Source organism: Pseudomonas sp. JUb42, from assembly GCF_024807945.1.
Taxonomy (GTDB): domain Bacteria; phylum Pseudomonadota; class Gammaproteobacteria; order Pseudomonadales; family Pseudomonadaceae; genus Aquipseudomonas.
Genome location: NZ_JANUFD010000004.1, coordinates 304891 through 331620, shown reverse-complemented (window position 1 = coordinate 331620; position 26730 = coordinate 304891). Strand labels below are relative to the sequence as shown.

21 protein-coding genes and 3 tRNA genes are annotated in these 26730 nt (G+C 59.1%); 18 read left to right on the top strand and 6 right to left on the bottom strand.

Going from position 1 to position 26730, the window contains the following annotated elements; all coding sequences use genetic code 11:
* Window positions 1-4 precede the first annotated feature (4 nt).
* The gene (gene acnB, locus M2401_RS10420) at window positions 5-2605 is read right to left on the bottom strand and encodes a bifunctional aconitate hydratase 2/2-methylisocitrate dehydratase (protein WP_259102700.1); all 2601 of its coding nucleotides are present in this window, start codon (window positions 2603-2605) and stop codon (window positions 5-7) included.
* A gap of 390 nt (window positions 2606-2995) precedes the next feature.
* On the opposite strand from acnB, the gene M2401_RS10415 reads away from it, so the two are divergent.
* Window positions 2996-3466 carry a DUF1289 domain-containing protein gene (locus M2401_RS10415; RefSeq protein ID WP_259102493.1) on the top strand — a complete coding sequence of 157 codons (471 nt, stop codon included), beginning with the start codon at window positions 2996-2998 and terminating at the stop codon, window positions 3464-3466.
* A gap of 196 nt (window positions 3467-3662) precedes the next feature.
* Here the strand turns inward: M2401_RS10415 and M2401_RS10410 are convergent, their stop codons facing one another.
* Complete coding sequence (locus M2401_RS10410; protein WP_259102491.1) at window positions 3663-4538, bottom strand: universal stress protein; 876 nt, start codon at window positions 4536-4538, stop codon at window positions 3663-3665.
* A gap of 164 nt (window positions 4539-4702) precedes the next feature.
* Between M2401_RS10410 and M2401_RS10405 the strand changes: the two genes are divergently transcribed.
* The 5 genes from M2401_RS10405 (at window position 4703) to M2401_RS10385 (ending at window position 10442) form a co-directional block, all read left to right on the top strand.
* Window positions 4703-5320, top strand: coding sequence for a tRNA-(ms[2]io[6]A)-hydroxylase (locus M2401_RS10405; RefSeq protein ID WP_259102490.1), 618 nt, complete (start codon window positions 4703-4705; stop codon window positions 5318-5320).
* Window positions 5321-5657: 337 nt separating this feature from the next.
* The gene (locus M2401_RS10400; protein WP_259102699.1) at window positions 5658-6113 is read left to right on the top strand and encodes a MarR family winged helix-turn-helix transcriptional regulator; all 456 of its coding nucleotides are present in this window, start codon (window positions 5658-5660) and stop codon (window positions 6111-6113) included.
* A complete protein-coding gene (locus tag M2401_RS10395) occupies window positions 6110-7591 on the top strand; it encodes an efflux transporter outer membrane subunit (RefSeq protein WP_259102488.1) in 1482 nt (493 codons plus the stop codon). Before M2401_RS10400 ends, M2401_RS10395 begins: the two co-directional genes overlap by 4 nt.
* A gap of 10 nt (window positions 7592-7601) precedes the next feature.
* Complete coding sequence (locus M2401_RS10390) at window positions 7602-8840, top strand: HlyD family efflux transporter periplasmic adaptor subunit (RefSeq protein WP_409033903.1); 1239 nt, start codon at window positions 7602-7604, stop codon at window positions 8838-8840.
* Window positions 8841-8903: 63 nt separating this feature from the next.
* The gene (locus tag M2401_RS10385) at window positions 8904-10442 is read left to right on the top strand and encodes a DHA2 family efflux MFS transporter permease subunit (RefSeq protein ID WP_259102487.1); all 1539 of its coding nucleotides are present in this window, start codon (window positions 8904-8906) and stop codon (window positions 10440-10442) included.
* A 143-nt stretch (window positions 10443-10585) separates the two neighbouring features.
* On the opposite strand, the gene lpxH is transcribed toward M2401_RS10385, so the two are convergent.
* Both lpxH and M2401_RS10375 read right to left on the bottom strand, forming a co-directional pair.
* Entirely contained in the window at window positions 10586-11326 is a 741-nt protein-coding gene (lpxH, locus tag M2401_RS10380; RefSeq protein ID WP_259102485.1) for a UDP-2,3-diacylglucosamine diphosphatase, read from the bottom strand.
* Window positions 11323-11826 carry a peptidylprolyl isomerase gene (locus M2401_RS10375; RefSeq protein WP_259102484.1) on the bottom strand — a complete coding sequence of 168 codons (504 nt, stop codon included), beginning with the start codon at window positions 11824-11826 and terminating at the stop codon, window positions 11323-11325. The genes lpxH and M2401_RS10375 overlap by 4 nt, the downstream gene beginning before the upstream one ends.
* A gap of 215 nt (window positions 11827-12041) precedes the next feature.
* Here M2401_RS10375 and M2401_RS10370 point away from each other — a divergent pair, with 215 nt between their 5' ends.
* Together M2401_RS10370 and cysS are read left to right on the top strand one after the other, a co-directional pair.
* Window positions 12042-13736: a glutamine--tRNA ligase/YqeY domain fusion protein gene (locus M2401_RS10370; protein ID WP_259102482.1), complete on the top strand. Its 1695-nt coding sequence runs from the start codon at window positions 12042-12044 to the stop codon at window positions 13734-13736.
* Window positions 13737-13746: 10 nt separating this feature from the next.
* Window positions 13747-15129, top strand: coding sequence for a cysteine--tRNA ligase (gene cysS, locus M2401_RS10365; protein WP_259102481.1), 1383 nt, complete (start codon window positions 13747-13749; stop codon window positions 15127-15129).
* Between the two features lie 89 nt (window positions 15130-15218).
* On the opposite strand, the gene M2401_RS10360 is transcribed toward cysS, so the two are convergent.
* Entirely contained in the window at window positions 15219-17096 is a 1878-nt protein-coding gene (locus M2401_RS10360; protein WP_259102479.1) for a sigma-54-dependent Fis family transcriptional regulator, read from the bottom strand.
* Window positions 17097-17417: 321 nt separating this feature from the next.
* On the opposite strand from M2401_RS10360, the gene M2401_RS10355 reads away from it, so the two are divergent.
* The 6 genes from M2401_RS10355 (at window position 17418) to M2401_RS10330 (ending at window position 23434) form a co-directional block, all read left to right on the top strand.
* Complete coding sequence (locus tag M2401_RS10355; RefSeq protein WP_259102478.1) at window positions 17418-18512, top strand: ABC transporter ATP-binding protein; 1095 nt, start codon at window positions 17418-17420, stop codon at window positions 18510-18512.
* A complete protein-coding gene (locus tag M2401_RS10350; RefSeq protein WP_259102476.1) occupies window positions 18512-19612 on the top strand; it encodes an ABC transporter ATP-binding protein in 1101 nt (366 codons plus the stop codon). Before M2401_RS10355 ends, M2401_RS10350 begins: the two co-directional genes overlap by 1 nt.
* Window positions 19605-20468 carry a carbohydrate ABC transporter permease gene (locus M2401_RS10345; protein ID WP_259102474.1) on the top strand — a complete coding sequence of 288 codons (864 nt, stop codon included), beginning with the start codon at window positions 19605-19607 and terminating at the stop codon, window positions 20466-20468. Before M2401_RS10350 ends, M2401_RS10345 begins: the two co-directional genes overlap by 8 nt.
* A gap of 9 nt (window positions 20469-20477) precedes the next feature.
* A complete protein-coding gene (locus tag M2401_RS10340; RefSeq protein WP_259102472.1) occupies window positions 20478-21278 on the top strand; it encodes a carbohydrate ABC transporter permease in 801 nt (266 codons plus the stop codon).
* An 11-nt stretch (window positions 21279-21289) separates the two neighbouring features.
* Window positions 21290-21562: a DUF2160 domain-containing protein gene (locus M2401_RS10335; RefSeq protein ID WP_259102697.1), complete on the top strand. Its 273-nt coding sequence runs from the start codon at window positions 21290-21292 to the stop codon at window positions 21560-21562.
* 99 nt (window positions 21563-21661) lie between these two features.
* Entirely contained in the window at window positions 21662-23434 is a 1773-nt protein-coding gene (locus M2401_RS10330; RefSeq protein WP_259102470.1) for an ABC transporter substrate-binding protein, read from the top strand.
* Between the two features lie 66 nt (window positions 23435-23500).
* On the opposite strand, the gene folD is transcribed toward M2401_RS10330, so the two are convergent.
* A complete protein-coding gene (gene folD, locus M2401_RS10325) occupies window positions 23501-24355 on the bottom strand; it encodes a bifunctional methylenetetrahydrofolate dehydrogenase/methenyltetrahydrofolate cyclohydrolase FolD (protein WP_259102468.1) in 855 nt (284 codons plus the stop codon).
* 294 nt (window positions 24356-24649) lie between these two features.
* Between folD and M2401_RS10320 the strand changes: the two genes are divergently transcribed.
* The 4 genes from M2401_RS10320 (at window position 24650) to tig (ending at window position 26653) form a co-directional block, all read left to right on the top strand.
* Window positions 24650-24726 (top strand) — tRNA-Arg (locus M2401_RS10320).
* 49 nt (window positions 24727-24775) lie between these two features.
* A tRNA-His gene (locus M2401_RS10315) sits at window positions 24776-24851 on the top strand.
* Between the two features lie 61 nt (window positions 24852-24912).
* Window positions 24913-24997, top strand: a tRNA-Leu gene (locus tag M2401_RS10310).
* A gap of 345 nt (window positions 24998-25342) precedes the next feature.
* Entirely contained in the window at window positions 25343-26653 is a 1311-nt protein-coding gene (tig, locus tag M2401_RS10305) for a trigger factor (protein WP_259102467.1), read from the top strand.
* Window positions 26654-26730 lie beyond the last annotated feature (77 nt).

Here is a 26730-nt window from a genome sequence, read left to right as displayed (position 1 = left end):
GTGATTAAGCTTGAACGACCGGGATATTGGCGTTTGCAGCGGCTTCACGGAACTCGGCGATCTGATCGAAGCTCAGGTAGCGGTACACGTCCGCTGCCATGGTGTCGATCTGGTTGGCGTAGCTCATGTACTCCTCGACGGTCGGCAGGCGACCGAGGATCGAAGCAACGGACGCCAGCTCGGCCGAGGCCAGGTAGACGTTCGCGCCATCGCCCAGACGGTTGGGGAAGTTACGAGTCGAGGTCGAGACCACGGTAGCGTTAGGTTCAACGCGAGCCTGGTTACCCATGCACAGCGAGCAGCCCGGCATTTCCATGCGCGCGCCGGCCTTGCCGTAAATGCCGTAGTAGCCTTCTTCGGTCAGTTGGTGAGCGTCCATCTTGGTCGGCGGCGACAGCCACAGACGAGTTGGCAGCTGGCCTTTGACCTGATCCAGCAACTTGCCCGCAGCGCGGAAGTGGCCGATGTTGGTCATGCAGGAGCCGATGAACACTTCGTCGATCTTCTCGCCTTGTACCGAAGACAGCAGACGGGCATCGTCCGGGTCGTTCGGCGCGCAGAGCACAGGCTCTTTGACGTCGGCCAGGTCGATTTCGATGATTTCAGCGTACTCGGCGTCCTTGTCGGCTTCCAGCAGCTCAGGGTTGGCAACCCAGGCTTCCATCGCCTGAGCACGGCGCTCCAGAGTGCGTGGATCACCGTAACCCTGTTCGATCATCCAGCGCAGCAGGGTGATGTTGGAGTTCAGGTATTCGATGATCGGCTCTTTGGCCAGCTTGATGGTGCAACCGGCAGCCGAACGTTCGGCCGAGGCGTCGGACAGCTCGAAAGCCTGTTCGATGCTGAGGTTTTCCAGACCTTCGATCTCCAGGATGCGACCGGAGAAGGCGTTCTTCTTGCCTTTCTTCTCTACGGTCAGCAAGCCTTTCTGGATCGCGTAGTAAGGAATGGCATGAACCAGGTCACGCAGGGTGATGCCAGGTTGCAGCTTGCCTTTGAAGCGAACCAGGATCGACTCCGGCATGTCCAGCGGCATGACGCCGGTGGCCGCAGCGAAGGCAACCAGACCGGAACCGGCCGGGAAGGAGATACCGATCGGGAAACGGGTGTGGGAGTCACCACCGGTACCGACGGTGTCCGGCAGCAGCATGCGGTTCAGCCAGCTGTGGATGATGCCGTCGCCCGGACGCAGGGAAACGCCGCCGCGGGTCATGATGAAGTCAGGCAGGGTGTGGTGGGTCTTGACGTCGATCGGCTTTGGATAAGCCGCGGTGTGGCAGAAGGACTGCATGACCAGATCGGTGGAGAAGCCCAGGCACGCCAGGTCTTTCAGTTCATCACGGGTCATTGGACCTGTGGTGTCCTGGGAGCCGACAGTGGTCATCTTCGGTTCGCAGTAGGTACCCGGACGGATGCCTTCTACGCCGCATGCCTTGCCGACCATTTTCTGCGCCAGGGTGAAACCCTTGGTGCTGGCAGCCGGTACGTCAGGCAGCTTGAACAGGGTCGAAGGTGGCAGACCCAGCTCGGCGCGAGCCTTGCTGGTCAGGCCGCGACCGATGATCAGTGGGATACGGCCGCCAGCGCGAACTTCGTCGAGCAGGACCGGGGTCTTCATTTCGAAGGTGGCCAGGACTTCGTCGCTGTCGTGCTTGGTGACTTTGCCTTCGTACGGGTAAACGTCGATCACGTCGCCCATGTTCAGCTTGGTAACGTCGAATTCGATTGGCAGAGCGCCAGCATCTTCCATGGTGTTGTAGAAGATTGGAGCGATCTTGCTGCCGAAGCAGAAGCCACCGGCGCGCTTGTTCGGCACATAGGGAACGTCGTCGCCGAAGAACCACAGCACCGAGTTGGTTGCCGATTTACGCGACGAACCGGTACCGACTACGTCACCGACGTAGGCGATCGGGAAGCCGTCGTTGCGCATCTGCTCGATTTGTTTCATCGGACCGATGGAGCCCTGAACGTCCGGAACGATACCGTCACGGGCCATTTTCAGCATGGCCAGGGCGTGCAGCGGGATGTCAGGACGGGACCAGGCATCAGGTGCCGGGGACAGGTCGTCGGTGTTGGTTTCGCCGGTGACCTTGAAGACGCGCAGGCTGATCTTGTCGGCCAGGGTAGGGCGCTTCTGGAACCACTCGCCGTCGGCCCAGGATTGCAGGACGCCTTGGGCGTGAGCGTTGCCGTTCTTGGCTTTTTCAGCCACGTCGTGGAACGCATCGAACATCAGCAGCGTGTGCTTGAGTTGTTCGGCGGCTACTGGCGCCAGATCGGCGTCGTCCAGCAGACCGACCAGCGTCACGATGTTGTAGCCACCTTGCATGGTGCCCAACAGTTCGGTAGCGCGTTTTTTATCGATCAGCGGGGAGGTTGCTTCGCCTTTGGCGAGTGCGGAGAGGAAGCCGGCCTTTACATAGGCTGCTTCGTCCACTCCAGGCGGAACGCGGTTGGTGATCAGGTCGACAAGGAAAGCTTCTTCACCAGCCGGAGGATTTTTCAGCAGCTCAATAAGGCCAGCTGTTTGTTCGGCGTTAAGCGGCTGGGGCACGATACCCTGGGCGGCACGCTCTTCGATGTGTTTACGGTAGGCTTCAAGCACAGTTATTACCCTCATCAGTGGTCCCAAATGGGTGTCCGGGACGCTCATCCAGAAATTGCCCATACCCTCTGTATTAAAGGCTTTTTGAGCCTGGTTACCAGGGTGCGGCAATCTCCAACAGAAGCTGTTTTCAAAGTTTTACGCCTGCATCACGGTTTTGGGGAGGGGACGCAGGCGAACCTGCGTCAAACCGGAACTGCTGGGTTAACTTGACTGTGCTCGTGACGCTTTGAAAACAGCTTCCAACGGACATTTGCGCCTTAAAAGGCCCGGTGATTCTACGGCATATCTTTGCCAAAGGTAAGTTGGCTAAAGAATCTTCGGGGGTGATCGTCTTTAGACAAAGGGCTAAGATGGGGATCTGTTTCTCCTGCCCCACCCTGGTCCAGCATGCCCAATCAAACCATCAAAACCCCCTGCGTCGGCCTTTGCTCCACTGTTTACGGGGATCTGGTGTGCCGTGGCTGCAAGCGTTTCCATCACGAAGTGATTCACTGGAACGGCTACAACGAGGATGAAAAAAGGGCAGTGTGGCTGCGTCTGGAGCAGTTGCTGGTGCAGGTCATGACCGCCAAGGTGGAAGTGTTCGATGCACAAAAGCTGCGCCAGCAGCTGGAACAGCGGCAGATTCGCTTCGTGCCCCATCAGTCCGAATATTGCTGGGCCTACCAGTTGATCGCCCGTGGCGCGCGGATGATTAGCCAGCTGGAAGCCTATGGTCTGGTGCTGATGCCGGAATTTCGCGACTGGGAGCTGCCGCAATTGCGCGATGCCATCGACCGCGAGTTTTTCCTGCTGTCGGAGGCCCACTATCAGCGTTATATCGCCCCGGCTTTTCTCAAGGATGCGCTTACAGGCTGAGTCGCCTGGTCCTGACGCTCGCCGTAACCCGGCAGGCACTGTGCTGGGTGGGAGCGTATTCATTCGCGAAGAGGCGGTGGCAGTCGATGCATCTTCATCGTCTGAAAAACCGCTTTTGCGGATAAATCCGCTCCCACAGGGATCTCATTTCAAAGCATCAGGTTGAGTCGCCTTTGATGAGCCGACCTGTCGTATATCAGGCGCCGACCAACTCCGCCTCCAGATGCCCGATAAACTCATCGGTCTTGAGCACCAGCACATCCCCTTCAAGCGAGTCGAGCACCACTTCGGCGGTATTGCCGATCAGTGCGCCCGCGATGCCGCTGCGGGCCACGGTGCCGATGACGGTGACCACGGCATCGAGCTGATGAGCGGTATAGGGAATCAGCACGTCGGCGGCACCCTCGGCGATATGCAGGTGTTGGTCGTCGATATCGAACTCCTCCTGAAACGCCCGGCACTGTTCGCGATAAGTCGTGGCAAGGTCCTGAGTGGGCGGGTAGAGCGGGTCGGCGGCCGACAGCATGGGTGACGGATGGGCGGCGATCACATGCAGCGAGCCCTTGGCCAGGCTGGCGATATCAAAGCCGTGATCAACGATGTCGAAATGCAGTTGCTTGTGCTGTTCGTCGCTGTTGCCGACGTCGACGGCGGCCAGGATCACGCCACCGTGCCAGGGCCTGTCACTCTTGACCATCAGCACAGGAGCGGGGCACTGGCGCAGCAGTTTCCAGTCTTCGGGCGTCAGCAGGGCTTTTTTCAGCGGGTTGTCCGGGAAGTGCTGTTTGATCACCAGGCCGCAGCCTTCGGCCTGTTGCGATCGAATAATGGTCTCGTGCACCGAGTGATGCCAGTTCTGCTCAATCGAGACGCTGAAATCATCGGCCTGCAGGTCGGCCAGCAGTCGTTTCAGGGCGGCGCTGTGATCGTACTTTTTATCGCAGATCAACAGATGCAGATGGGCGTTGGTTACCCCGGCAATCAGACAGGCACGATCCAGTGCCAGGCTTTCGTCGGCGTCCTTCTCCAGTGTCGGTTCAAGGACTACAAGCAGACTGTGGATGGATTGCATGACGGGCTCTCCTGTCTGACATCGCGATGCGTGCTTTCACTATAGATGGCTCTGTCTATCTGTGACGTTGATCCAGATCAGCGCCCACAAGTGCAAAGACACTGGCCCTGTGGCGCCGCCCTCGTATAATGCTGCGCCTTGCCCATCCTCTTACTTGTGAAGCTATGTTCCCGATCCCTGAAATCGAAGCCTTCCTGCTCTGCCGTACTCCTGACAGCTGGGTGAAGGCGGCACTGCAAAACCTCGACATCCTGTTGATCGATCATGCCAACAACGAGAAGAAGGCGGCCGGGGCGGCGTTTCAGTTCATGTTCCAGTACAACGACAAGTTCGACCTGCTGAGCAAGATGTCGCGTCTGGCCCGGGAAGAACTGCGCCATTTCGAGCAAGTGCTGAGCATCATTCGCAAGCGCGAAATCCCCATGGCCAACGTCAGCTCGGCGCGTTACGCCGGGGCCTTGCGCAAGTTGGTGCGCAATCACAACCCCTTCCGCCTGACTGATGCGCTGATTGTCGGCGCTATTGTTGAGGCGCGTTCCTGCGAGCGGTTTGCCGCCCTGGTGCCGCATCTGGACGAAGAACTGGGCACGTTCTACGCCGGTCTGCTCAAGTCCGAAGCCCGTCACTTTCAGGATTACCTGAAGCTGGCCTATGCCTACGGTGAAAAGGCTGATGTCGACGCCAAGATCGAAGAAATTCGTCTGGCCGAGCGCGAGCTGATCGAAAGTCCTGACGAAGAGTTTCGGTTTCACAGTGGCGTGCCTGCCTGGGCTGCTGTCTGACAAATCCTGTGTAAATGTCCTCTGTGGGAGCGGATTTATCCGCGAATGCGCTATACCGGACGAGTCGGGTGCGCCGACGTCTTCGCGGATGAATCCGCTCCCACACCCCTTCGTTTTCCCCACCTTCCTCGCTGTAGTCGCCGTTCTGGCATTGTAAAAAACTGATCAAAAAAAATGAGCCAATCCCGCCTCTCGTCTGTCGGAGCAGCAATAAGGTTACTAATTGTTTCGTTGACATTAGCTGCCTAGGCAGTAATATCACCATTAATTCCCTGCCTAGGCAGCTTTATGGGTGGTTCACGTGCATTTCTCCCCTGATAATTTCCGCTCCAACCTCATGGGCATGCTGATCGGTCGCACCAACGTGCAGAAAGACCGCCTGCTCGATAAGTATCTGGAGCCCCACGGCGTCACGTCCTCGCAGTTCAAGGTGCTGATCATCATTTCCCAGTTCGGCGCCGATACGCCGGCCGAGCTGTGCCGCAGTCTCTCTCTGGACAGCGGCTCGATGACGCGCATGCTCGATCGTCTTGAGCAGAAAGACCTGCTGGCCCGCAGCCGCTCCGTCGAAGATCGTCGCCAGGTGCGTCTGGTGCTGACCGAGGGCGGGCGCAAACTGACCGACCTGCTGCCGAAAATCGGTGCTGACGCCATGAATGACCTGCTCGGCGTGCTCGACTCGGCCGAAGTGCAGGCACTGGATCAGATCCTGACCAAGGTGCTGCGTTCGGTTGAAGACCCGATCACCATTGCTCGTCTCGAGACCTTCGCAGCCAAGCAGGGTGACCAATGAACGGCAGGAATTTGCGTGCCCGTTTCAGCCTGCTCGCCATCGCCTTGAGCCTGGCCGGTTGTGCCAATTACGAAGGGCTGTTGACCAGTGGCAAGGGCGTCGATGCCAAACAGCTACAGGCCAATCAGACCCTGACCGGCGTCACCCTTACGCCTGCGGCATGGCCTGCCAGTGACTGGTGGAAAAGTCTGGGCGACAGCCAGCTCGATGGCCTGATCGGCGAAGCCCTGCGCGACAGCCCGGACATGCAGGTCGCCAGTGCCCGTACGCATCAGGCCACGGCCGCAGCCTATGCTGCCGATGCCGATCGTATGCCGACCGTGGATGCCAGCGGCAGCGTCAGCCGTTCGCGTCTGGCCAAGGATCAGGATCCGAGCGGGCAGGGCGGCACCCTCAGCACCGTGCGCAGCTTGTCGGCGAGCTTCAATTACAACTTCGATCTCTGGGGTGGTCAGCGCGCCGCCTGGGAAGCGGCATTGGGTCAGGCCCGGGCCGCCGAGGTCGATCAGCGTGCGGCACAGCTGACGCTGGCTGCCGACGTTGCCCGCGCCTACAGCAACCTGGCTCACGCCTATGCGGTACGGGATCTGGCCGAAGAGGATCGCAGCCGTACGCAGCAGATGCTCAAGCTCGGTAACCAGCGCCTGAAATCCGGGATCGACAGCCAGTATCAATATCAGCAGACCGAAAGCCTGGCCGCGACCTCGGAAGAACAGTTCATCGACGCGGAGAAAGGCCTGCGCAGCGCCCAGATTGCTCTGTCGGTGCTGCTCGGCAAAGGCCCGGACCGCAGTAACCAGATGGTCCGCCCGAATGTCCTGCAACCGGCCGTGGTTGCACTGCCATCGACATTGCCCGCCGAACTGCTGGGGCGCCGTCCGGACCTGGTTGCCGCGCGCTGGCGTGTGGAAGCAGCGAGCAAGAGCATCGCCGCGAGCAAGACCCGTTTCTATCCGAACCTGAACCTCAGTGCCGCTGCCGGCACCGAGTCGTTGCTCGGCGATGCGCTGTTCGGTTCGGCCAGCCGCTTCTTCAATGTGGCGCCGACCATTTCCCTGCCGCTGTTCGACGGCGGCCGCCTGCGTGCCGATCTCGACGCCCGGGATGCCGACTACGACCTGGCGGTGGCGCAGTACAACAAGAGCCTGATTCAGGCCTTGGGTGATGTCAGTGACGACATCAACCAATTGCGCGCCCTGGAAGGGCAGATCAAGGCGACGCAGCACGCCACCGATGTGATCAAGCAATCCTACGACACCGTGAGTCAGCGCTATGGCTCAGGCATCGGCAACTACCTGGATGTGCTGACCATCGAACAGACTTTGCTGCAATCGCAGCGCCAACTGGCGGATCTCAACGCCGAGCGTATCAATCTGTCGATCCTGTTGATGCAGGCACTCGGTGGCGGCTTCGAGGGCAACGGCCCTGCGCAAGACCAGGCCCCGAACGTCCCGTCAACTGCTTCGCTGACTCATTAAGGTAACTGCCATGGCTACTGCCACTAGCGAAAACAACGCGCCTGCATCGAAAGATGAAAATGCTTCGAAAGAAAAGTCGCCTCAGGAAAAGGCCAAGAGTTCGGGTAAACGCAAGCTCATGCTGCTGATCCTGCTGGTCGTCGTGATCTTGGGTGGCGTTGGCGTGTGGTTCTGGTACGACCTGTACGGTCGCTGGAACGAAAGCACCGACGACGCTTATGTGAACGGCAACGTGGTCGCCGTTACACCGCTGGTCACCGGCACCGTGGTCAGTATCGGCGCCGATGACGGCGATCTGGTGCGTGAAGGCCAAATGCTGATCCAGTTCGACCCCAGCGATGCCAAGGTCAGCCTGCAAAGCGCCGAGGCCAATCTGGCCAAGACCGTGCGCCAGGTGCGCGGCCTGTATAGCAATGTCGACGGCCTGAAGGCGCAGTTGGCCGCCCAGCGTGCCGAAGTGCAGAAGAATCAGGACAACTACAACCGTCGGCGCAATCTGGCGGCGGGCGGGGCGATTTCTCAGGAAGAGCTGTCCCACGCCAAGGATGACCTGACCAGCGCGCAGAACGCCCTGAACAATATCCAGCAGCAACTGGTCGGTAGTCAGGCGTTGGTCGATGACACCATCGTTTCGTCCCATCCGGATGTGAAGGCCGCCGCTGCGCAAGTACGTCAGGCTTACCTGAACAATGCCCGCAGCACACTGATTGCCCCGGTGACCGGTTATGTCGCCAAACGCACAGTGCAACTGGGTCAGCGGGTTCAGCCGGGCACCACGCTGATGTCGGTGATCCCTCTGGATCAGTTGTGGATCGATGCCAACTTCAAGGAAACCCAACTGCAGAAAATGCGCATTGGCCAGCCAGTGGATATCGAGTCCGATGTGTATGGCAGTGACGTGAAGTTCAGTGGCTCCATCGACAGCATCGGCGCTGGCACCGGCAGTGCGTTCGCCTTGCTGCCGGCGCAGAACGCCACCGGTAACTGGATCAAGATCGTCCAGCGCGTGCCGGTGCGGATTCACCTGAACCCCGATCAACTGGCGCGCTACCCGCTGCGTATCGGTCTGTCGACGGTCGTGGATGTCAATCTACACGACCAAAGCGGGCCGATCCAGGCGCAGAAACCGCCGAAAAAGGCCTCGTTCAGCACCGATATCTACGATCAGCAACTGCAACAGGCCGAAGCCGACATTACCCGCCTGATCCATGAAAACAGCGCCGACAACAGCAAGACCGTGCAGCGCTGAGCCGCCAATCCGTGAGCCCCGGCCGACTGGTCGGGGCGCCGTTCAAGTGTCAAAGGATTCGCGATGAGCGCTAACGCCCCTGCCTCTTTTACGCCTCCCAGTCTGCTGCTGACCACCATCGGCCTGTCGCTGGCGACCTTCATGCAGGTACTCGACACCACCATCGCCAACGTTGCCCTGCCGACCATCGCCGGCAACCTTGGGGTGAGTTCGGAGCAGAGTACCTGGGTGATCACCTCGTTTGCCGTGAGCAACGCGATTGCCTTGCCTTTGACTGGCTGGCTCAGTCGCCGCTTTGGTGAGGTCAAGCTGTTCCTCTGGGCGACCATTCTGTTCGTCATGGCTTCGTTCCTCTGCGGCATTTCCACCTCGATGCCTGAGCTGGTGGGTTTTCGCGTGCTGCAAGGTGTGGTCGCCGGGCCGTTGTACCCCATGACCCAGACCCTGTTGATTGCGGTCTACCCCCCGGCCAAGCGGGGGATGGCCTTGGCGCTGCTGGCGATGGTCACGGTAGTGGCGCCTATTGCCGGGCCGATTCTCGGCGGCTGGATCACCGACAGTTACAGCTGGCCGTGGATCTTCTTTATCAACGTGCCGATCGGCCTGTTCGCTGCTTTTGTCGTGCGCATGCAGATGGCCGCGCGGCCGGTGACCACCAGTCGCCAGCCGATGGACTATATCGGCCTGATCAGTCTGATCCTTGGGGTCGGCGCCCTGCAGATCGTGCTCGACAAGGGCAACGACCTGGACTGGTTCGAGTCCAACTTCATTATTATCGGCTCGGTGATCTCGGCGATCTTCCTGGCGGTGTTCGTTATCTGGGAAATGACCGACAAGCACCCCATCGTCAATCTGCGTCTGTTTGCCTACCGTAACTTCCGTTTTGGCACTATTACGCTGGTCGGCGGTTATTCGGCGTTCTTCGGCATCAACCTGCTGCTGCCGCAGTGGTTGCAGACCCAGATGGGCTACACAGCGACCTATGCCGGGCTGGCGGTGGCGCCGATTGGCGTATTGCCGGTGTTGATGTCGCCGTTTGTCGGCAAATACGCCACGCGCTTCGACCTGCGGGTGTTGGCGGGGCTGGCGTTTCTCGGTCTGGGCATGAGTTGCTTCATGCGCGCGGGCTTCAATACCGATGTGGATTTCGAGCATGTGGCGCTGGTGCAGCTATTTATGGGGGCGGGGCTGGCGCTGTTCTTCATGCCGACCCTGACCATCCTGCTGTCCGATCTGCCGCCCAGCCAGATCGCTGACGGCTCCGGGCTGGCGACTTTCCTGCGTAACCTGGGTGGCAGTTTTGCGGCTTCCCTGACCACCTGGATCTGGAGCCGCCGGGCCATCCAGCACCACGCCTATCTGAGCGAAAGCATTACCACCTACGATCCGGCGACCCGGGATGCCCTGACGACCATGGGCGGGGCCAGCCAGTCGGCCTATGCGCGGCTGGAATCGATCATCAGCAGCCAGGCGTACATGCTGTCCACGGTGGATTATTTCTACATGCTGGGTTGGGTGTTCATGGCCTTGATCGCCATCGTCTGGATGGCCAAGCCGCCGTTTGCCGCGAAAGCGGGGCCTGCGGCCGGTGGTGGGCATTGATTACTGTGGGCATGAATTGTTGAGATAAGCCTCTGTGGGAGCGAATTCATTCGCGAAGAGGGCAGTACAGCCGACAAATCTCTATCGTCTGAAATATTGCTTTCGCGAATGAATTCGCTCCCACAAATCGTAAAGCGAGCGTGTCAGGCGTTGCTTGGATGGGGCACAAAATCAAACGCCGCCAGGTTGAACCCCTGTTCATCCACTTGCAACGCCCAGCCCTGACGATCCCAGTCGCCCAGCACGATGCGCTGGGCAGTCTGGTCGTTGACCTGCAGTTTATGAATGGCCGGGCGGTGGGTGTGGCCGTGGATCAGGGTGCGTACGCCGTACTGGCTCATGATCCGCGGCACTTCTTCGGGCGTTACGTCGACGATGTCGTTGGCCTTCATGCGGGTTTGCGCGCGGCTTTCGCTGCGCAGCTTGCGCGCCAGTTTGTGGCGGGTGCGCAGGGGCAGGTGGCGCAGGATCCACAGGGTCAGCGGATGGCGCAGATAGCGGCGCAGACGCATGTAGGCTTCGTCGCGGGTACACAGGCTGTCGCCGTGCATCAGCAGCACGGGCTCGCCATTCATCGGGATGACGCTCGGGTCGTTCAACAACGTGCAGCCAGCCGCCTTGCAAAAGGCCTGGCCGAGCATGAAGTCGCGATTGCCGTGCATCAGGAAAATTTCAGTACCGCTGTCGCTGAGATCGCGCAGGGCCTGGCAGATCGAGCGCTGGAAGGGCGACATGGCGTCGTCGCCGATCCAGGCTTCGAAGAAGTCTCCGAGGATATACAGGGCCTTGGCAGTGCGGGCACGCCCGGTCAGCAGATCCAGAAACGCCTGGGTAATGTCCGGGCGTTGCTCCTCAAGATGCAGGTCGGAGATCAGTAAAATCACTCAATGATCTCGGCTTTCTCGATGATCACGTCGTCAGCAGGTACGTCCTGGTGGCCGGACTTGGAAGTAGTGGCCACGCCTTTGATCTTGTCGACAACGTCGCTGCCTTCGATCACTTCAGCGAACACTGCGTAGCCCCAGCCCTGCACGTTCTTGCCGGAGTGGTTGAGGAAGGCGTTGTCGGCAACGTTGATGAAGAACTGCGCGGAGGCCGAATGCGGCTCCATGGTACGGGCCATGGCGACCGAGTACTTCTTGTTCGGCAGGCCGTTGTCGGCTTCGTTCTGGATGCTTGGGCGCTTGTCTTTCTTTTCTTTCATGCCAGGCTCGAAACCGCCGCCCTGGATCATGAAGTTACCGATGACACGGTGGAAAATGGTGTTTTCGTAGTGACCGGCGTTCACGTACTCGATGAAGTTGGCGACGGTGATCGGCGCCTTTTCAGCGTTGAGTTCCAGGACGATATCGCCGTGGTTGGTCGTCAGTTTTACTTTGGACATGTTCGAATCGCTCTTGTGGGCATGCGTGAATGAAGGTTTGGCGTGCATCGCCAGTGCTGCCGATTTAACCCAGGCGCGCAGTTTAAAGGCGTTATTCGTCGAGCGGTAGTTTGGGTTTTCTCACAGCGCCCTGTCAGGGCCTTGACAGCTTGGGCTATGATAGACGTTTTGTTTGGTCGGCCGCCGCTGGCCGCACTAGTATGTCCAAGGATCCCATGAGCAAGCCCACTCAAGACCCCGCTGCGAATTCAAAGGCAGGCCCTGCTATTCCAACCAACTTCCTGCGCCCGATCATTCAGGCCGACCTGGACTCCGGCAAGCACGTCAAGATCGTCACCCGCTTCCCGCCTGAGCCCAATGGTTACCTGCACATCGGCCACGCCAAGTCGATCTGCGTCAACTTCGGCCTGGCCCAGGAGTTCGGCGGCGTCACGCACTTGCGTTTCGACGACACCAACCCGGCCAAGGAAGACCAGGAATACATCGACGCCATTGAAAGCGACGTCAAGTGGCTGGGCTTCGAGTGGGACGGCGCCGTGCGCTATGCCTCGCAGTATTTCGATCAACTGCACGACTGGGCTGTCGAGCTGATCAAGGCAGGCAAGGCTTACGTCGACGACCTGACCCCCGAGCAGGCCCGCGAATACCGTGGCACCCTGACCGAGCCAGGCAAGAACAGCCCGTTCCGCGAGCGCGGCGTCGAGGAAAACCTGGACCTGTTCGCCCGCATGAAGGCCGGTGAGTTCGAAGACGGCAAGTGCGTGCTGCGCGCCAAGATCGACATGGCCTCGCCGAACATGAATCTGCGCGACCCCATCCTGTACCGCATCCGCCACGCTCACCACCACCAGACCGGTGACAAGTGGTGCATCTACCCGATCTACGACTTCACCCACGGTCAGTCGGATGCCATCGAAGGCATCACTCACTCGATCTGCACCCTGGAGTTCGAAAGCCATCGTCCGCTGTACGACTGGTTCCTCGACAACCTGCCGGTGCCGTGCAAGCCGCGCCAGTACGAGTTCTCGCGCCTGAACCTGAACTACACCATCACCAGCAAGCGCAAGCTCAAGCAACTGGTCGATGAAAAGCACGTCAGTGGCTGGGACGATCCGCGCATGTCCACGCTGTCGGGCTTCCGCCGCCGTGGCTACACGCCGAAATCGATCCGCAACTTCTGCGAAATGATCGGCACCAACCGTTCCGACGGTGTGGTTGACTTCGGCATGCTTGAATTCAGCATCCGTGATGACCTCGACCACAGCGCCCCGCGCGCCATGTGCGTGCTGCGCCCGCTGAAAGTTGTGATCACCAACTATCCGGAAGGTCAGGTCGATCACCTGGAGCTGGCGCGTCACCCGAAAGAAGACCTGGGTGTGCGCAAACTGCCGTTCTCTCGCGAGATCTATATCGACCGCGACGACTACATGGAAGAGCCGCCGAAGGGCTACAAGCGCCTGGAGCCTAATGGCGAAGTGCGCCTGCGCGGCAGTTATGTGATTCGTGCCGACGAAGCAATCAAGGACGCCGATGGCAATATCGTCGAGCTGCGCTGCTCCTACGATCCGGACACCCTGGGCAAGAACCCCGAGGGCCGCAAGGTCAAGGGCGTGATTCACTGGGTCCCGGCGGCTGAAAGCATCGAATGCGAAGTGCGTCTGTACGATCGCCTGTTCCGCTCGCCAAACCCTGAGAAAGCCGAAGAAGGCGCCAGCTTCCTGGACAACATCAATCCGGACTCCCTGCAAGTACTGACGGGTTGTCGTGCTGAACCATCATTGGGGCAAGCACAGCCGGAAGACCGTTTCCAGTTCGAACGCGAAGGTTATTTCTGCGCGGACATCAAGGACTCCAAACCTGGTCAACCGGTCTTCAACCGCACAGTGACCCTGCGCGATTCCTGGACCTGAGGTTAAGTCATTGCTTTCTATCTACAACACGCTCACCAAGAGCAAAGAAGTCTTCAAGCCGCTGGATGGCAACAAGGTGCGCATGTATGTATGCGGGATGACCGTGTACGACTACTGCCACCTCGGCCATGGCCGCAGCATGGTGGCTTTTGACCTGGTGACCCGCTGGCTGCGCTTCAGCGGTTATGACCTGACGTACGTGCGCAACATCACCGACATCGACGACAAGATCATCAATCGCGCCCGTGAAAACGGCGAGTCGTTCGAAGCCCTGACCGCGCGCATGATCGATGCCATGCACGAAGACGAAGCCCGGCTGAATATCCTCAAGCCGGACATGGAACCCCGTGCCACCGGGCATATCGCCGGCATGCACGCGATGATCCAGACCCTGATCGACAAGGGCTATGCCTACGCGCCGGGCAACGGTGACGTGTACTACCGCGTCGGCAAGTTCCTCGGCTACGGCAAGCTGTCGCGCAAGAAGATCGAAGACCTGCGCATCGGTGCGCGAATTGAGGTGGACGAATCCAAGGACGATCCGCTGGACTTCGTCCTGTGGAAAGGCGTCAAGCCGGGCGAGCCGAGCTGGGAGTCACCTTGGGGCCCGGGGCGTCCGGGCTGGCACATTGAATGCTCGGTGATGTCGACCTGCTGCCTGGGTGAGACCTTCGATATTCATGGCGGCGGCAGCGACCTTGAGTTCCCGCACCATGAAAACGAAATCGCCCAGAGCGAAGCGGCCACCGGCAAGACCTACGCCAATGCCTGGATGCATTGCGGCATGATCCGCATCAATGGCGAGAAGATGTCCAAGTCCTTGAACAACTTCTTCACCATTCGCGATGTACTGGAGAAATACCATCCGGAAGTGGTGCGTTACCTGCTGGTGTCGAGCCACTACCGCAGCGCGATCAACTACTCCGAAGACAGCCTGAAAGAGTCCAAGGGTGCGCTGGAGCGCTTCTATCACGCCCTCAAGGGTTTGCCGGTGGCTGAGCCTGCCGGTGGCGAGGCGTTGGTCGAGCGTTTCACTGCGGCCATGGACGACGATTTCGGCACGCCGGAAGCCTGCGCGGTGCTGTTCGAGATGGTCCGGGAAATCAACCGTCTGCGTGATACCGATCTGGCCGCTGCGGCAGGTCTGGCGGCACGTCTGAAGCAGTTGGCCAGTGTGCTGGGTGTCTTGCAGCTCGAAGCCGATGACTTCCTGCGCGCCGGTGCTGAAGGCAAGGTCGATGCGGCTGAAGTCGAGGCGCTGATTCAGGCGCGTCTGCAAGCCCGTACCGACAAGAACTGGGCCGAATCCGACCGCATCCGCGACCAGCTCACCGCCATGGGCGTGGTGCTGGAAGACGGCAAGGGCGGGACTACGTGGCGCTTGGCGGATTGATCATCGCCTGAAGAGGCCCTTTCGCGGATGAATCCGCTCCCACAGTGTCGAGTTTCAACCTGTGGGAGCGGATTCATCCGCGAATGCCTTTAGGTGCTTTGTTCGCGCAGGCGCTTGTACAAGGTATTGCGGCTGACTCCCAGCTGCTTTGCCAGCTGTGAAATATTGCCCCCCGCCGCCTGCAACAGGCGGTTTAGATCTTCGGGGTTGTCCAGGCTGGCCTGATTAAGGAACGGCTGCGGCACCTGCGAGCGATTGTCTTCCTGATTCAGATCCAGATCGGCAAAAAAGTCTTCCGGCAAATGTTCGGTACTGATCGGCTCGTCATCGGCCAACGCCAGGGCGACCTGGATCACGCTGCTCATCTGCCGCAGGTTGCCGGGCCACGGGTGCTGGTCGAACAGTTCCAGCACCTCGGGCTCGAAGCCCGCGACTTGCCAGTCTTCGCGATGTTGATCCCACAGGCGTTGAATCAACGCGCTCTTGTCGCTGCGCTGGCGCAGGGGCGGCAGCTCCAGGTTCAGGCCGCTGATGCGGTAGTACAGGTCCTGACGGAAGTGGCCGGCCTGCACCTGTTCGCGCAAGGGACGGTTGGTGGCCGAAACCAGACGGATATCCACCGGGAATAACTCGCTGCTGCCCAAGGGCTGCACGCAGCGTTCCTGTAAGACCCGGAGCAGGCGGGCCTGTACGGGCAGGGGCATATCGCCGATTTCATCGAGGAACAGCGTGCCTTTATCGGCCTTGCGGATCAGGCCGATGCTGCCTTTCTGATTAGCCCCGGTAAAAGCGCCACGCTCGTAGCCGAACAGCTCCGACTCCACCAGTTCAGCCGGAATCGCCGCGCAGTTCACCGCAATGAATGGTTGTTCTGCCCGGGAGCCGCCCTGATGCAGCGCCTTGACGAACACCTCCTTGCCCACCCCGGTTTCGCCATGGATCAGCACCGGGATGTTCTTTTCAATCAGTTTGCCTGCCTGACGCACGGCCTTCTCTATGCGCGCATCGCCGGGCCCGATGGCGTCCAGAGCAATGCCTGAGGTGCTCGGGGCAGGGCGCGGCGGCGTCAGTGGCTTGACCGAATGCAGGATCCGCGATGAGCGGCCCGGCTGGCGTTGCGGGCGGCGCAGTACGCCGTGGAAACGGTTATGCCCCGAGGCTTGCAGGGCGAAGGGCTGGCCTTCGGTCTTGTCGAGCAATTGCGCGATGGGCGTCTTGAACAGGTTTTCGATATTGGCCCGCAAAAGACTCAGGCCCAGCAGGCTGTCGGCGCGACGGTTGGCGCAGAGGATGCGCCCGCTTTCGTCGAAGATCAGCAGCCCGGCCCACTGGCTGTCGAGGTTGTTCAGGCCGGTATTGAACGTCAGCTGGAAGCAGCCGTCCTGGAATTGATCGAGGATCAGCCGGTTTTCCACTGACTGGCTCATCATCCGCACCACGCCCAGGGTGTGGGAGGGCGGCAGGAAGCTGTCGCTGGAGACATCGAGCACCGCGATCACCCGTCGATTGGCGTCGAAAATCGGCGCCGCCGAGCCGGTCATGAAACGGTTGGCCTTGAGAAAGTGTTCATCGTGCTGGATATGCACCGCCTGCTCGCAGGCCAGGGCGGTGCCGATGGCGTTGGTACCGGTGCCCTGTTCGACCCAGCAGGCGCCTGCGACGAAACCCAGACCCTGGGCCGGATCGACGAAACGCTTGTTGCCCCAGGAATTGAGCACCTGCCCATGTTGATCAGCCAGCAAAATCAGGCAGTCGGAGTTGCTCAGGATGTTTTCGTAGAAAGGCAGCACTTGCTGATGGGTGGTCTGCACCAGGGATTCATGGCGCTCCAGCAACTGGCTGACTTGCGCATTGGGCAGTTGGCCGAAAGACGGGCGTGATTGATGGTCGAGGCCGAAATCCCGACAGCGGCTCCAGGAGTCCTGAATGATGATGTCGTGGGCGAGCGATGCACTGGGGTTGGCCATGGGTATCGATCCTGCGGTGCTTTTATTGTTTTTGTCGTTCGACCTGCGCGCATGCCTTTTGAAGGGGCGGCGGTGTTCACAGAGTGTCGTTCAGTAGTGTTCAAAGTCAATGTTCATTTTGTTCAGGTGTTCAGACTTTGGTGTTCACTTTTGTTCAGCTTTGAACGTAGGTTTTTCCGCTGATTTACGCGAAAGGCTCTAGAACGGGGATTTAAGGCGTTGTGACAGGTTTGGCACGGTTATCGCTAACGAATAATCATTCGAATGTTTGTGAATGCTACTCGTAAACACCCTAATAAGAATGAACAAAAAGGGCACACCATGTCTCTCACCCTGGAGCACGTCAGCCGTACGGTTGATGGTCAAACCTGGATCGACGACGTATCCCTGAGCTTCGAAGCCGGTTCTTTCAACGTACTGCTGGGGCGGACGTTGTCCGGCAAGACCAGCTTGATGCGTCTGATGGCCGGGCTGGACAAGCCAGACAGCGGTCGAATCCTGATGAACGGCGTCGATGTCACCGGCCAGTCGGTCCGTCAGCGCAACATCTCGATGGTCTATCAGCAGTTCATCAATTACCCGAGCATGACCGTGTTCGACAACATCGCCTCGCCTTTGCGCCAGACCGGTGTGTCGAAGGACGTGATCGAAAGCAAGGTGCGGGAAACCGCGCGGATGCTGCGTATCGAAAAATTCCTGCCGCGCTACCCGCTGGAACTGTCCGGTGGCCAGCAGCAGCGCACGGCCATGGCTCGGGCGCTGATCAAGGATGCCGGATTGATCCTGTTCGATGAGCCTCTGGTCAACCTGGACTACAAGCTGCGCGAGGAACTGCGCCAGGAAATGCGCGAGCTGTTCGCGGCGCGCAACACCATTGCGGTCTACGCCACCACCGAGCCCAACGAGGCTCTGGCCCTGGGCGGCACCACCACTATTCTGCATGAGGGTCGGCTGATCCAGAGCGGTGTGACACCGCATGTCTATCATCAGCCGCAGACCGTGCTGGCCGCGGAGCTGTTCTCCGAGCCGCCGATCAACCTGATGCCGGGTCGTATCGACGGCAACGAAGTCAGCTTCGCCAATTTCGTGCACTTTCCGCTCAATGTCGATCTGCGCACCATCGGCGACGGTTACTACCGTTTTGGCGTACGTCCCAGCCACCTGAGCCTGGTGCCGTCCAACGATGACGACCTGGAGTTGGCGGTCACCGTGGAACTGGCCGAGATCAGTGGTTCGGAAACCTTCCTGCATGTGCGCAACGAGCATTTCTCGCTGGTATTGCACCTGCCGGGCGTCCATGCCTATGACGTCGATGCGCCGATCCGCGTGTATATCCCGACCCACAAACTATTCGTATTCGATCAGCAGGACCGCTTGATTCAAGCGCCGGGCCTGCGCATGGCGAGGGTTGCCTGATGGCCGAGATCCGTTTGCAGAACCTCGCCCACAGTTACAGCAAGACGCCGGGCGGCCCCGAAGACTACGCGATCCGCGAGATGACCCACATCTGGAACCAGGGCGGCGCCTATGCGTTGCTTGGCCCTTCCGGCTGCGGCAAGTCGACCCTGCTCAATATCATTTCCGGCCTGCTCAGCCCTTCGGAAGGGCAGGTGCTGTTCGATGGCAAGCGAGTCAACGATCTGACCCCGGAAAAGCGCAATATCGCCCAGGTTTTCCAGTTCCCGGTGGTCTACGACACCATGACGGTGTTCGACAACCTAGCCTTCCCGCTGCGCAATCAGGGCGTCGATGAGGCTCGGGTCAAGATCAAGGTCAACGAGATTGCCGAAGTTCTCGACCTGCAGGAGCTGCTGAAAAAGAAAGCCAGCAACCTGACGGCCGATGAAAAGCAGAAGGTTTCCATGGGTCGCGGGCTGGTCCGGGATGACGTCTCGGCGATTCTGTTCGACGAACCCCTGACCGTGATCGACCCGCACCTTAAGTGGAAACTGCGGCGCAAGCTCAAGCAGATCCATGAGCAGTTCAATATCACCATGGTCTACGTCACCCACGATCAACTGGAGGCTTCCACCTTCGCCGACAAGATCGCGGTGATGTACGGCGGCCAGATCGTTCAGTTCGGCACGCCCCGCGAGCTGTTCGAAAAGCCGTTGCACACCTTTGTCGGCTACTTCATTGGCAGCCCCGGCATGAACCTGATCGACGTCAAGCCCGAGGTCGGTGGTGTTGGCTTTGGCGATGTGCATCTGGCCTTGCCGCAAGCGATGCTCGACACCCTCGCTGCGACCCAGTGGAAGACTTTGAAAGTCGGTATCCGCCCTGAGTTCGTGCATGTCTGGGACGGCCCGTTCGAAGAAGCCATGTGCGCGGACGTGACCTACGTCGAAGACTTGGGCACCTACAAGATCCTCACCCTGGACTTGGCCGGGCAGAAGCTCAAGGTGCGCCTGCAGGAAGACAAGCCGGTGCCGGAAGGCAAGGCCTGGATCAGTTTTCCCGGGCAGTGGCTGATGCTCTACGCCGATGACTTTTTGCTGGAGCCTGGCCATGAATAAGGTGCATAACAACAAGGCCTGGTGGTTGGTGCTGCCGGTCTTCCTGCTGGTGGCGTTCAGTGCCATCGTGCCGATGATGACCGTGGTCAACTACTCGGTGCAGGACATCTTCGACCAATCCAGCCGCTACTTCGTCGGCGCCGACTGGTTCCGTCAGGTGCTGCGTGATCCGCGCCTGCACGACTCGCTGCTGCGTCAGTTCATCTATTCGGCCTGTGTGCTGCTGATCGAAATCCCCCTGGGGATTGCGGTGGCCCTGTGCATGCCGACCAAGGGCCGCTGGTCCACGGTCTGCCTGATCCTGATGACCATTCCGCTGCTGATTCCGTGGAACGTGGTGGGCACCATCTGGCAGATCTTCGGTCGTGGCGATATCGGCCTGCTGGGCTGGACCCTGAACAAACTCGGCGTCAGCTACAACTACGCTGCCAACAGCGCCGACGCCTGGGTCACCGTGCTGGTGATGGACGTCTGGCACTGGACTTCGCTGGTGGCGATGCTCAGTTATTCCGGCCTGCGTGCCATTCCGGACGTGTATTACCAGGCCGCGCGGATCGATCAGGCATCGTCCTGGGCCATCTTCCGCCATATCCAGCTGCCGAAAATGAAGAGCGTGCTGCTGATCGCGGTGATGCTGCGCTTCATGGACAGCTTCATGATCTACACCGAGCCCTTTGTGCTCACGGGCGGCGGGCCGGGTAACTCCACGACCTTCCTCAGCCAGACCCTGACCACCATGGCCCTTGGGCAATTCGACCTCGGTCCGGCGGCGGCTTTCTCGCTGGTGTATTTCCTGATCATCCTGTTGGTGTCCTGGCTGTTCTATACCGCCATGACCCACAGCGACAAGAACTGAGGAGCGGCCATGAACGCGCGCAAAATGGTTCCGTTAGTCCTGTATATCCTGTTTCTGCTGGTGCCGATCTATTGGCTGGTGAACATGTCGTTCAAGACCAATGGCGAAATTCTTGGCGGCCTGAGCCTGTGGCCGCAGGATTTCACCCTGGCCAACTACAAGGTGATCTTCACCGATGAGAGCTGGTACAGCGGCTATATCAACTCGCTGTACTACGTGTGCCTGAACACGGTGATTTCGCTGACCGTGGCGTTGCCGGCGGCCTATGCGTTCTCGCGTTATCGTTTTCTCGGCGACAAGCATCTGTTCTTCTGGCTGCTGACCAACCGCATGGCGCCACCGGCAGTGTTCCTGTTGCCGTTCTTCCAGCTGTATTCGTCCATCGGTCTGTTCGATACCCATATTGCCGTGGCACTGGCTCATTGCCTGTTCAACGTGCCGCTGGCGGTGTGGATCCTGGAAGGCTTTATCTCGGGTGTGCCCAAGGAAATCGACGAAACCGCCTACATCGACGGTTACAGCTTTCCCAAGTTCTTCCTGAAGATTTTCATTCCCTTGATCGGCTCCGGCATCGGCGTTACGGCGTTCTTCTGCTTCATGTTCTCCTGGGTCGAGCTGCTGCTGGCGCGGACCCTGACTTCCGTGAATGCCAAGCCAATCGCCGCGGTGATGACCCGCACCGTGTCGGCCTCCGGCATTGACTGGGGTGTACTGGCTGCGGCCGGGGTGCTGACCATTTTGCCGGGCATGCTGGTGATCTGGTTCGTTCGCAATCACGTGGTCAAGGGCTTTGCCCTGGGCCGGGTATAAGGAGTCGCATGATGGATTGGATGGCCTGGACTACCCTCACTGCTGCCTTCTTCGGCGCCATAGCGGCGGCGCTGGTCGGCATGACGATCTGGGAGCTGCGTTCGCCGTGTGTCGAGCGCCGCGGTTTTCTGCCGATCACCACCAGTCGTGGCGATCGCCTGTTTATCGGACTTCTTGGTAGCGCCTACCTGCATTTGCTGGTGATAGGCGTGACGGACTGGAGCATCTGGATCGCTTCGGTGATTTCCCTGGTGTGGCTGTTGTTGGTGATGCGTTGGGGGTAGTCGCCCGTTGCTGGGGCGAAAAGAGTGGCACGCTTGAGATTTTCAGGACCCCGGTCGGATCAGCATCCGGCCGGTTGATAACAACAACTGGAGGTATCTATGTTCTATAAAAACAACAAACTGCGACATAGCGTGTCGCTGGCAGCGATGCTGGCGTTGAGTGGCTTGAGCGTGACCGCATGGGCTGATGCCTATGAAGATGCCGCAAAAAAATGGGCAGGCAGCGAATTCAAACCTACGACCCTGTCGGATGCAGAGCAGCTCAAGGAGCTGGAGTGGTTTATCGAGGCCGCCAAACCGTTCCGCGGCATGGACATCAAAGTGGTCTCGGAAACCCTGACCACCCACGAATATGAGTCCAAGGTGTTGGCCAAGGCGTTCACCGAAATCACTGGCATCAAGGTCACCCATGACCTGCTCCAGGAAGGTGACGTGATCGAGAAGCTGCAGACCGCCATGCAGTCGGACAAAAGTATCTATGACGGCTGGGTCAACGACTCCGACCTGATCGGTACCCACATGCGTTATGGCAAGGCTCTGTCGCTGACCGACCTGATGGCCAGCCCTGAGGGCGCGAAGGTCACTTCGCCGACCCTGGACATCAAGGATTTCATCGGCACCTCCTTCACCACCTCTCCGGACGGCAAGCTGTATCAGCTGCCCGACCAGCAGTTCGCCAACCTCTACTGGTTCCGCGCCGACTGGTTCGAGCGTCCTGATCTGAAAGAGAAGTTCAAGGCCAAGTACGGCTACGAGCTGGGTGTTCCGGTCAACTGGTCGGCTTACGAAGACATTGCCAAATTCTTCAGCGAAGACGTCAAGGAGATCGACGGCAAGAAAGTCTACGGTCACATGGACTACGGCAAGAAAGACCCGTCCCTGGGCTGGCGTTTCACCGATGCCTGGTTCTCCATGGCCGGCAGCGGCGACAAGGGCCTGCCGAACGGTCTGCCAGTGGACGAGTGGGGCATCCGCGTAGAGGACTGCCATCCGGTCGGTTCCAGCATCACCCGTGGCGGCGATACCAACGGCCCGGCGGCTGTTTTCGCTACCCAGAAATACATCGACTGGCTCAAAGCCTATGCGCCACCTGAAGCGGCGGGCATGACCTTCTCCGAGTCGGGTCCGGTGCCTTCCCAGGGTAACGTTGCGCAACAAATCTTCTGGTACACCGCTTTCACTGCTGACATGACCAAACCAGGTCTGCCGGTCATGAACGCTGATGGCACGCCGAAATGGCGCATGGCGCCTTCGCCGAAAGGTCCGTACTGGAAAGAAGGCATGAAGCTGGGCTATCAGGACGTGGGTTCGTGGACCTTCCTGAAGTCTTCCGAAGAGAAGAAACGCAATGCGGCCTGGCTGTATGCGCAGTTCGTCACTTCCAAGTCGGTATCGTTGAAGAAGACCATCGTCGGCCTGACGCCGATTCGTGAGTCGGACATCAACTCCAAGGAAATGACCGCACTGGCGCCGAAGCTCGGTGGTCTGGTCGAGTTCTACCGCAGCCCGGCCCGTGTGCAATGGTCGCCGACCGGCACCAACGTTCCGGATTACCCGAAACTGGCGCAGTTGTGGTGGAGCCATGTGGCTGAAGCTGTGACCGGCGAGAAAACCGCTCAGGCAGCGCTGGATGGTCTGGCCAAGGATCAGGATGCCATCATGACGCGTATCGAGCGCTCCAAGGTTCAAGAGGCGAGTGGTTGCGCGCCGAAGATGAACCCGGAAACCTCGGCTGAAGAGTGGTACACCAAGGCTGAACAGAGCGGCGGCAAGTTCCTCGCGCCACAGCGCAAGCTGGCCAATGAGAAGCCCAAAGGCGAAACCATTGCCTACGCTGACCTGCTGAAAAGCTGGGAAAACGCCAAGAAGTAACATTTGCTAGAAACAAAAAACGGCACCTCTTGAGGTGCCGTTTTCATTTGTGCGCTGCTGCACTGATCAGCTGTGCAGGGTTTCTGCCGCGTACAAGGTGTTTTCCAGCAGGCAGGCGCGGGTCATCGGGCCTACGCCGCCCGGTACTGGCGTGATCCAGCTGGCACGGGGCAGGGCGGTTTCGTACACCACGTCACCAACCAGCTTGCCGTCGTCCTGACGGTTGATACCGACGTCGATGACGATGGCGCCTTCCTTGACCCATTCACCCTTGACCAGACCCGGCTTGCCGGCAGCCACTACCACCAGATCAGCGCGGCCGACATGGCCGGCCAGATCCTTGGTGAAACGGTGGGTTACGGTCACGGTGCAGCCGGCCAGCAACAGTTCCATCGCCATCGGGCGACCGACGATGTTGGAGGCGCCAACGACCACTGCGTCCATCCCGTAGAGATCAACGCCAGTGCTTTCCAGCAGCGTCATGATCCCTTTCGGTGTGCAGGGGCGCAGCAGGGGGATGCGCTGGGCCAGGCGACCGACGTTATAGGGATGGAAGCCGTCGACGTCCTTGTCCGGACGAATGCGCTCCAGCAGCAGCGATGCATCCAGATGCTCCGGCAGCGGCAGTTGCAGCAGCACGCCGTCGATAGTGGCGTCGTCATTGAGGCTGTCGATCAGGTCGGTGAGTTCGGCCTGGGTAGTTTGCGCAGGAAGATCGTAGGCCTTGGAAATAAAGCCGACTTCCTCGCAATCCTTGCGCTTGTGCGAGACATAGACCTGGGATGCAGGATCGCTGCCCACCAGAATCACCGCCAGGCCCGGCGTACGCAGGCCCTGTTGGCGACGTTCGGCGACACGTTTGGCGATCTGCTGGCGCAGGCCTGCGGCGATCGCTTTGCCGTCGATTAGTTTTGCAGTCATGACGGGTGATTAACCATCGAGAGGGATTGAAAAAGAGCGCGCATTCTCGCATGTCATGACGCAGGGGCAAAGGCGCTTGCTCGGCATATTCCGCTAACTCCTTTATCTAACTGAATTTTTTTTGAAAAAGAGTTGACGACCTCAAGGCTCGTCTATAAGATTCGTCGCACTTGTCGGGCAGAGCCCAGCACTGGTTAAGCTAGCACTGGTTGATTCGGTCGGTCAGAGTTGCAAATTGGCTCGATGTGATGAAAGCCTTTAATTTGTAGTCGTTAAAGAATGCAGATTATATAAGTGCCCGTAGCTCAGCTGGATAGAGCATCCGCCTTCTAAGCGGATGGTCGCAGGTTCGAGTCCTGCCGGGTGCGCCACTAAAGGCAGCTTTGGCACAAGTAAGATGTAACGTCACAACGCAATATGGTGGGCGTAGCTCAGTTGGTAGAGCACAGGATTGTGACTCCTGTTGTCGTGGGTTCGATCCCCATCGTCCACCCCATATTCGAACAAAGAAGGCGCCAGACTTATAATCTGGCGCCTTTGCTTTAAAAGCTTGAAACGCGGATGTGGTGGAATTGGTAGACACACTGGATTTAGGTTCCAGCGCCGCAAGGTGTGAGAGTTCGAGTCTCTCCGTCCGCACCAGACAATAGAAAAAGCCGCCTAGTGCGGCTTTTTTTGTTTCAGCGTTTTGTTTTTCGTGCCGCAGGTCAGTCAGCCCAGGCTGCCGCCGGTCTTGCGGGGCGTGTTTCATGGTTGGAGGCGGTGTCAGGGTCTGCGTATTCCTTCCTTTATATAAAGGCCGGGCCAGACACCTTTTTGGCAGATGGAAGGCAGTCCCGATTGCCCTCAGCTGTCCGCCTGTCTCCGGCACCCTAATTTGCCCTTTTTCAGTAGGGTGACTTCTTGAGTTCGACCCACTAGAATGCTTGCCCTTAGATTCTGGGGTCGGGAAACGGCCGGCTAACGTCTGTGCAACGAGGAATATCCATGCAAGTTTCTGTTGAAAATACTTCCGCTCTTGAGCGCCGCATGACCATTGGCGTGCCTGCCGAACGCATCGAGACTGAAGTCAACAAGCGTCTGCAGCAGACTGCACGCAATGCCAAGATTCCAGGCTTCCGCCCTGGCAAGGTGCCAATGAGCGTGATCCGTCAGCGCTACGAAGAAGGCGCGCGTCAGGATGCACTGGGCGAAGTCATCCAGGCTTCGTTCTACGAAGCTGTTGTCGAGCAAAAGCTGAACCCGGCAGGTGCTCCTTCCGTAGAGCCCAAGTCCTTTGAAAAGGGCAAGGATCTGGAATACGTAGCCACCTTCGAAGTGTTCCCGGAGTTCACCGTTGCCGGTTTCGAGTCGATCGCTGTAGAGCGTCTGTCGGCCGAAGTCGCTGACAGCGATCTGGACAACATGCTGGAAATCCTGCGCAAGCAGAACGTTCGTTTCGAAGTGGCCGATCGCGCTGCCCAGAACGAAGACCAGCTGAACATCGATTTCGTCGGCAAGGTCGACGGTGAAGTCTTCGCAGGTGGTTCGGCCACCGGCACCCAGCTGGTTCTGGGTTCCGGCCGCATGATCCCGGGCTTCGAAGACGGTCTGGTGGGCGCCAAGGCTGGCGAAGAGCGCGTGCTGAACGTGACCTTCCCAGAGGACTACCAGAATCTGGAGCTGGCTGGTAAAGCTGCTGAGTTCACCGTTACCGTCAACACTGTTTCCGAGCCTAAGCTGCCTGAGCTGAACGAAGAGTTCTTCAAGCAGTTCGGCATCAAGGAAACCGGCATCGACGGCTTCCGCACCGAAGTTCGCAAGAACATGGAGCGCGAGCTGCGTCAGGCTATCAAGTCCAAGGTCAAGAATCAGGTAATGGACGGCTTGCTGAGCGCCAACCCGATCGAAGTACCGAAAGCCCTGCTGGAAAACGAAGTCAACCGTCTGCGCGTGCAAGCGGTTCAGCAGTTCGGTGGCAACATCAAGCCTGACCAACTGCCGGCCGAGCTGTTCGAAGAGCAGGCCAAGCGCCGCGTCGAGCTGGGTCTGATCGTTGCTGAAGTGGTCAAGCAGTTCGAACTCAAGCCTGATGACGCCCGCGTTCGCGAGATGATCCAGGAAATGGCTTCCGCTTATCAGGAGCCTGAGCAGGTTGTGGCCTGGTACTACAAGAACGAACAGCAAATGAACGAAGTGCGTTCGGTTGTGCTGGAAGAACAAGTTGTGGATACTGTTTTGCAGAAAGCTAGCGTGACCGACAAATCGGTCTCCTACGAAGAAGCAGTCAAGCCGGTAGAAGCTCCAACAGCCGACTGATTTTTTCTCTCGTTCGAAAACACCCATAAGCCAGCCTTCGTGCTGGCTTATGCGTATTCAAGCCATGACTATTTGGG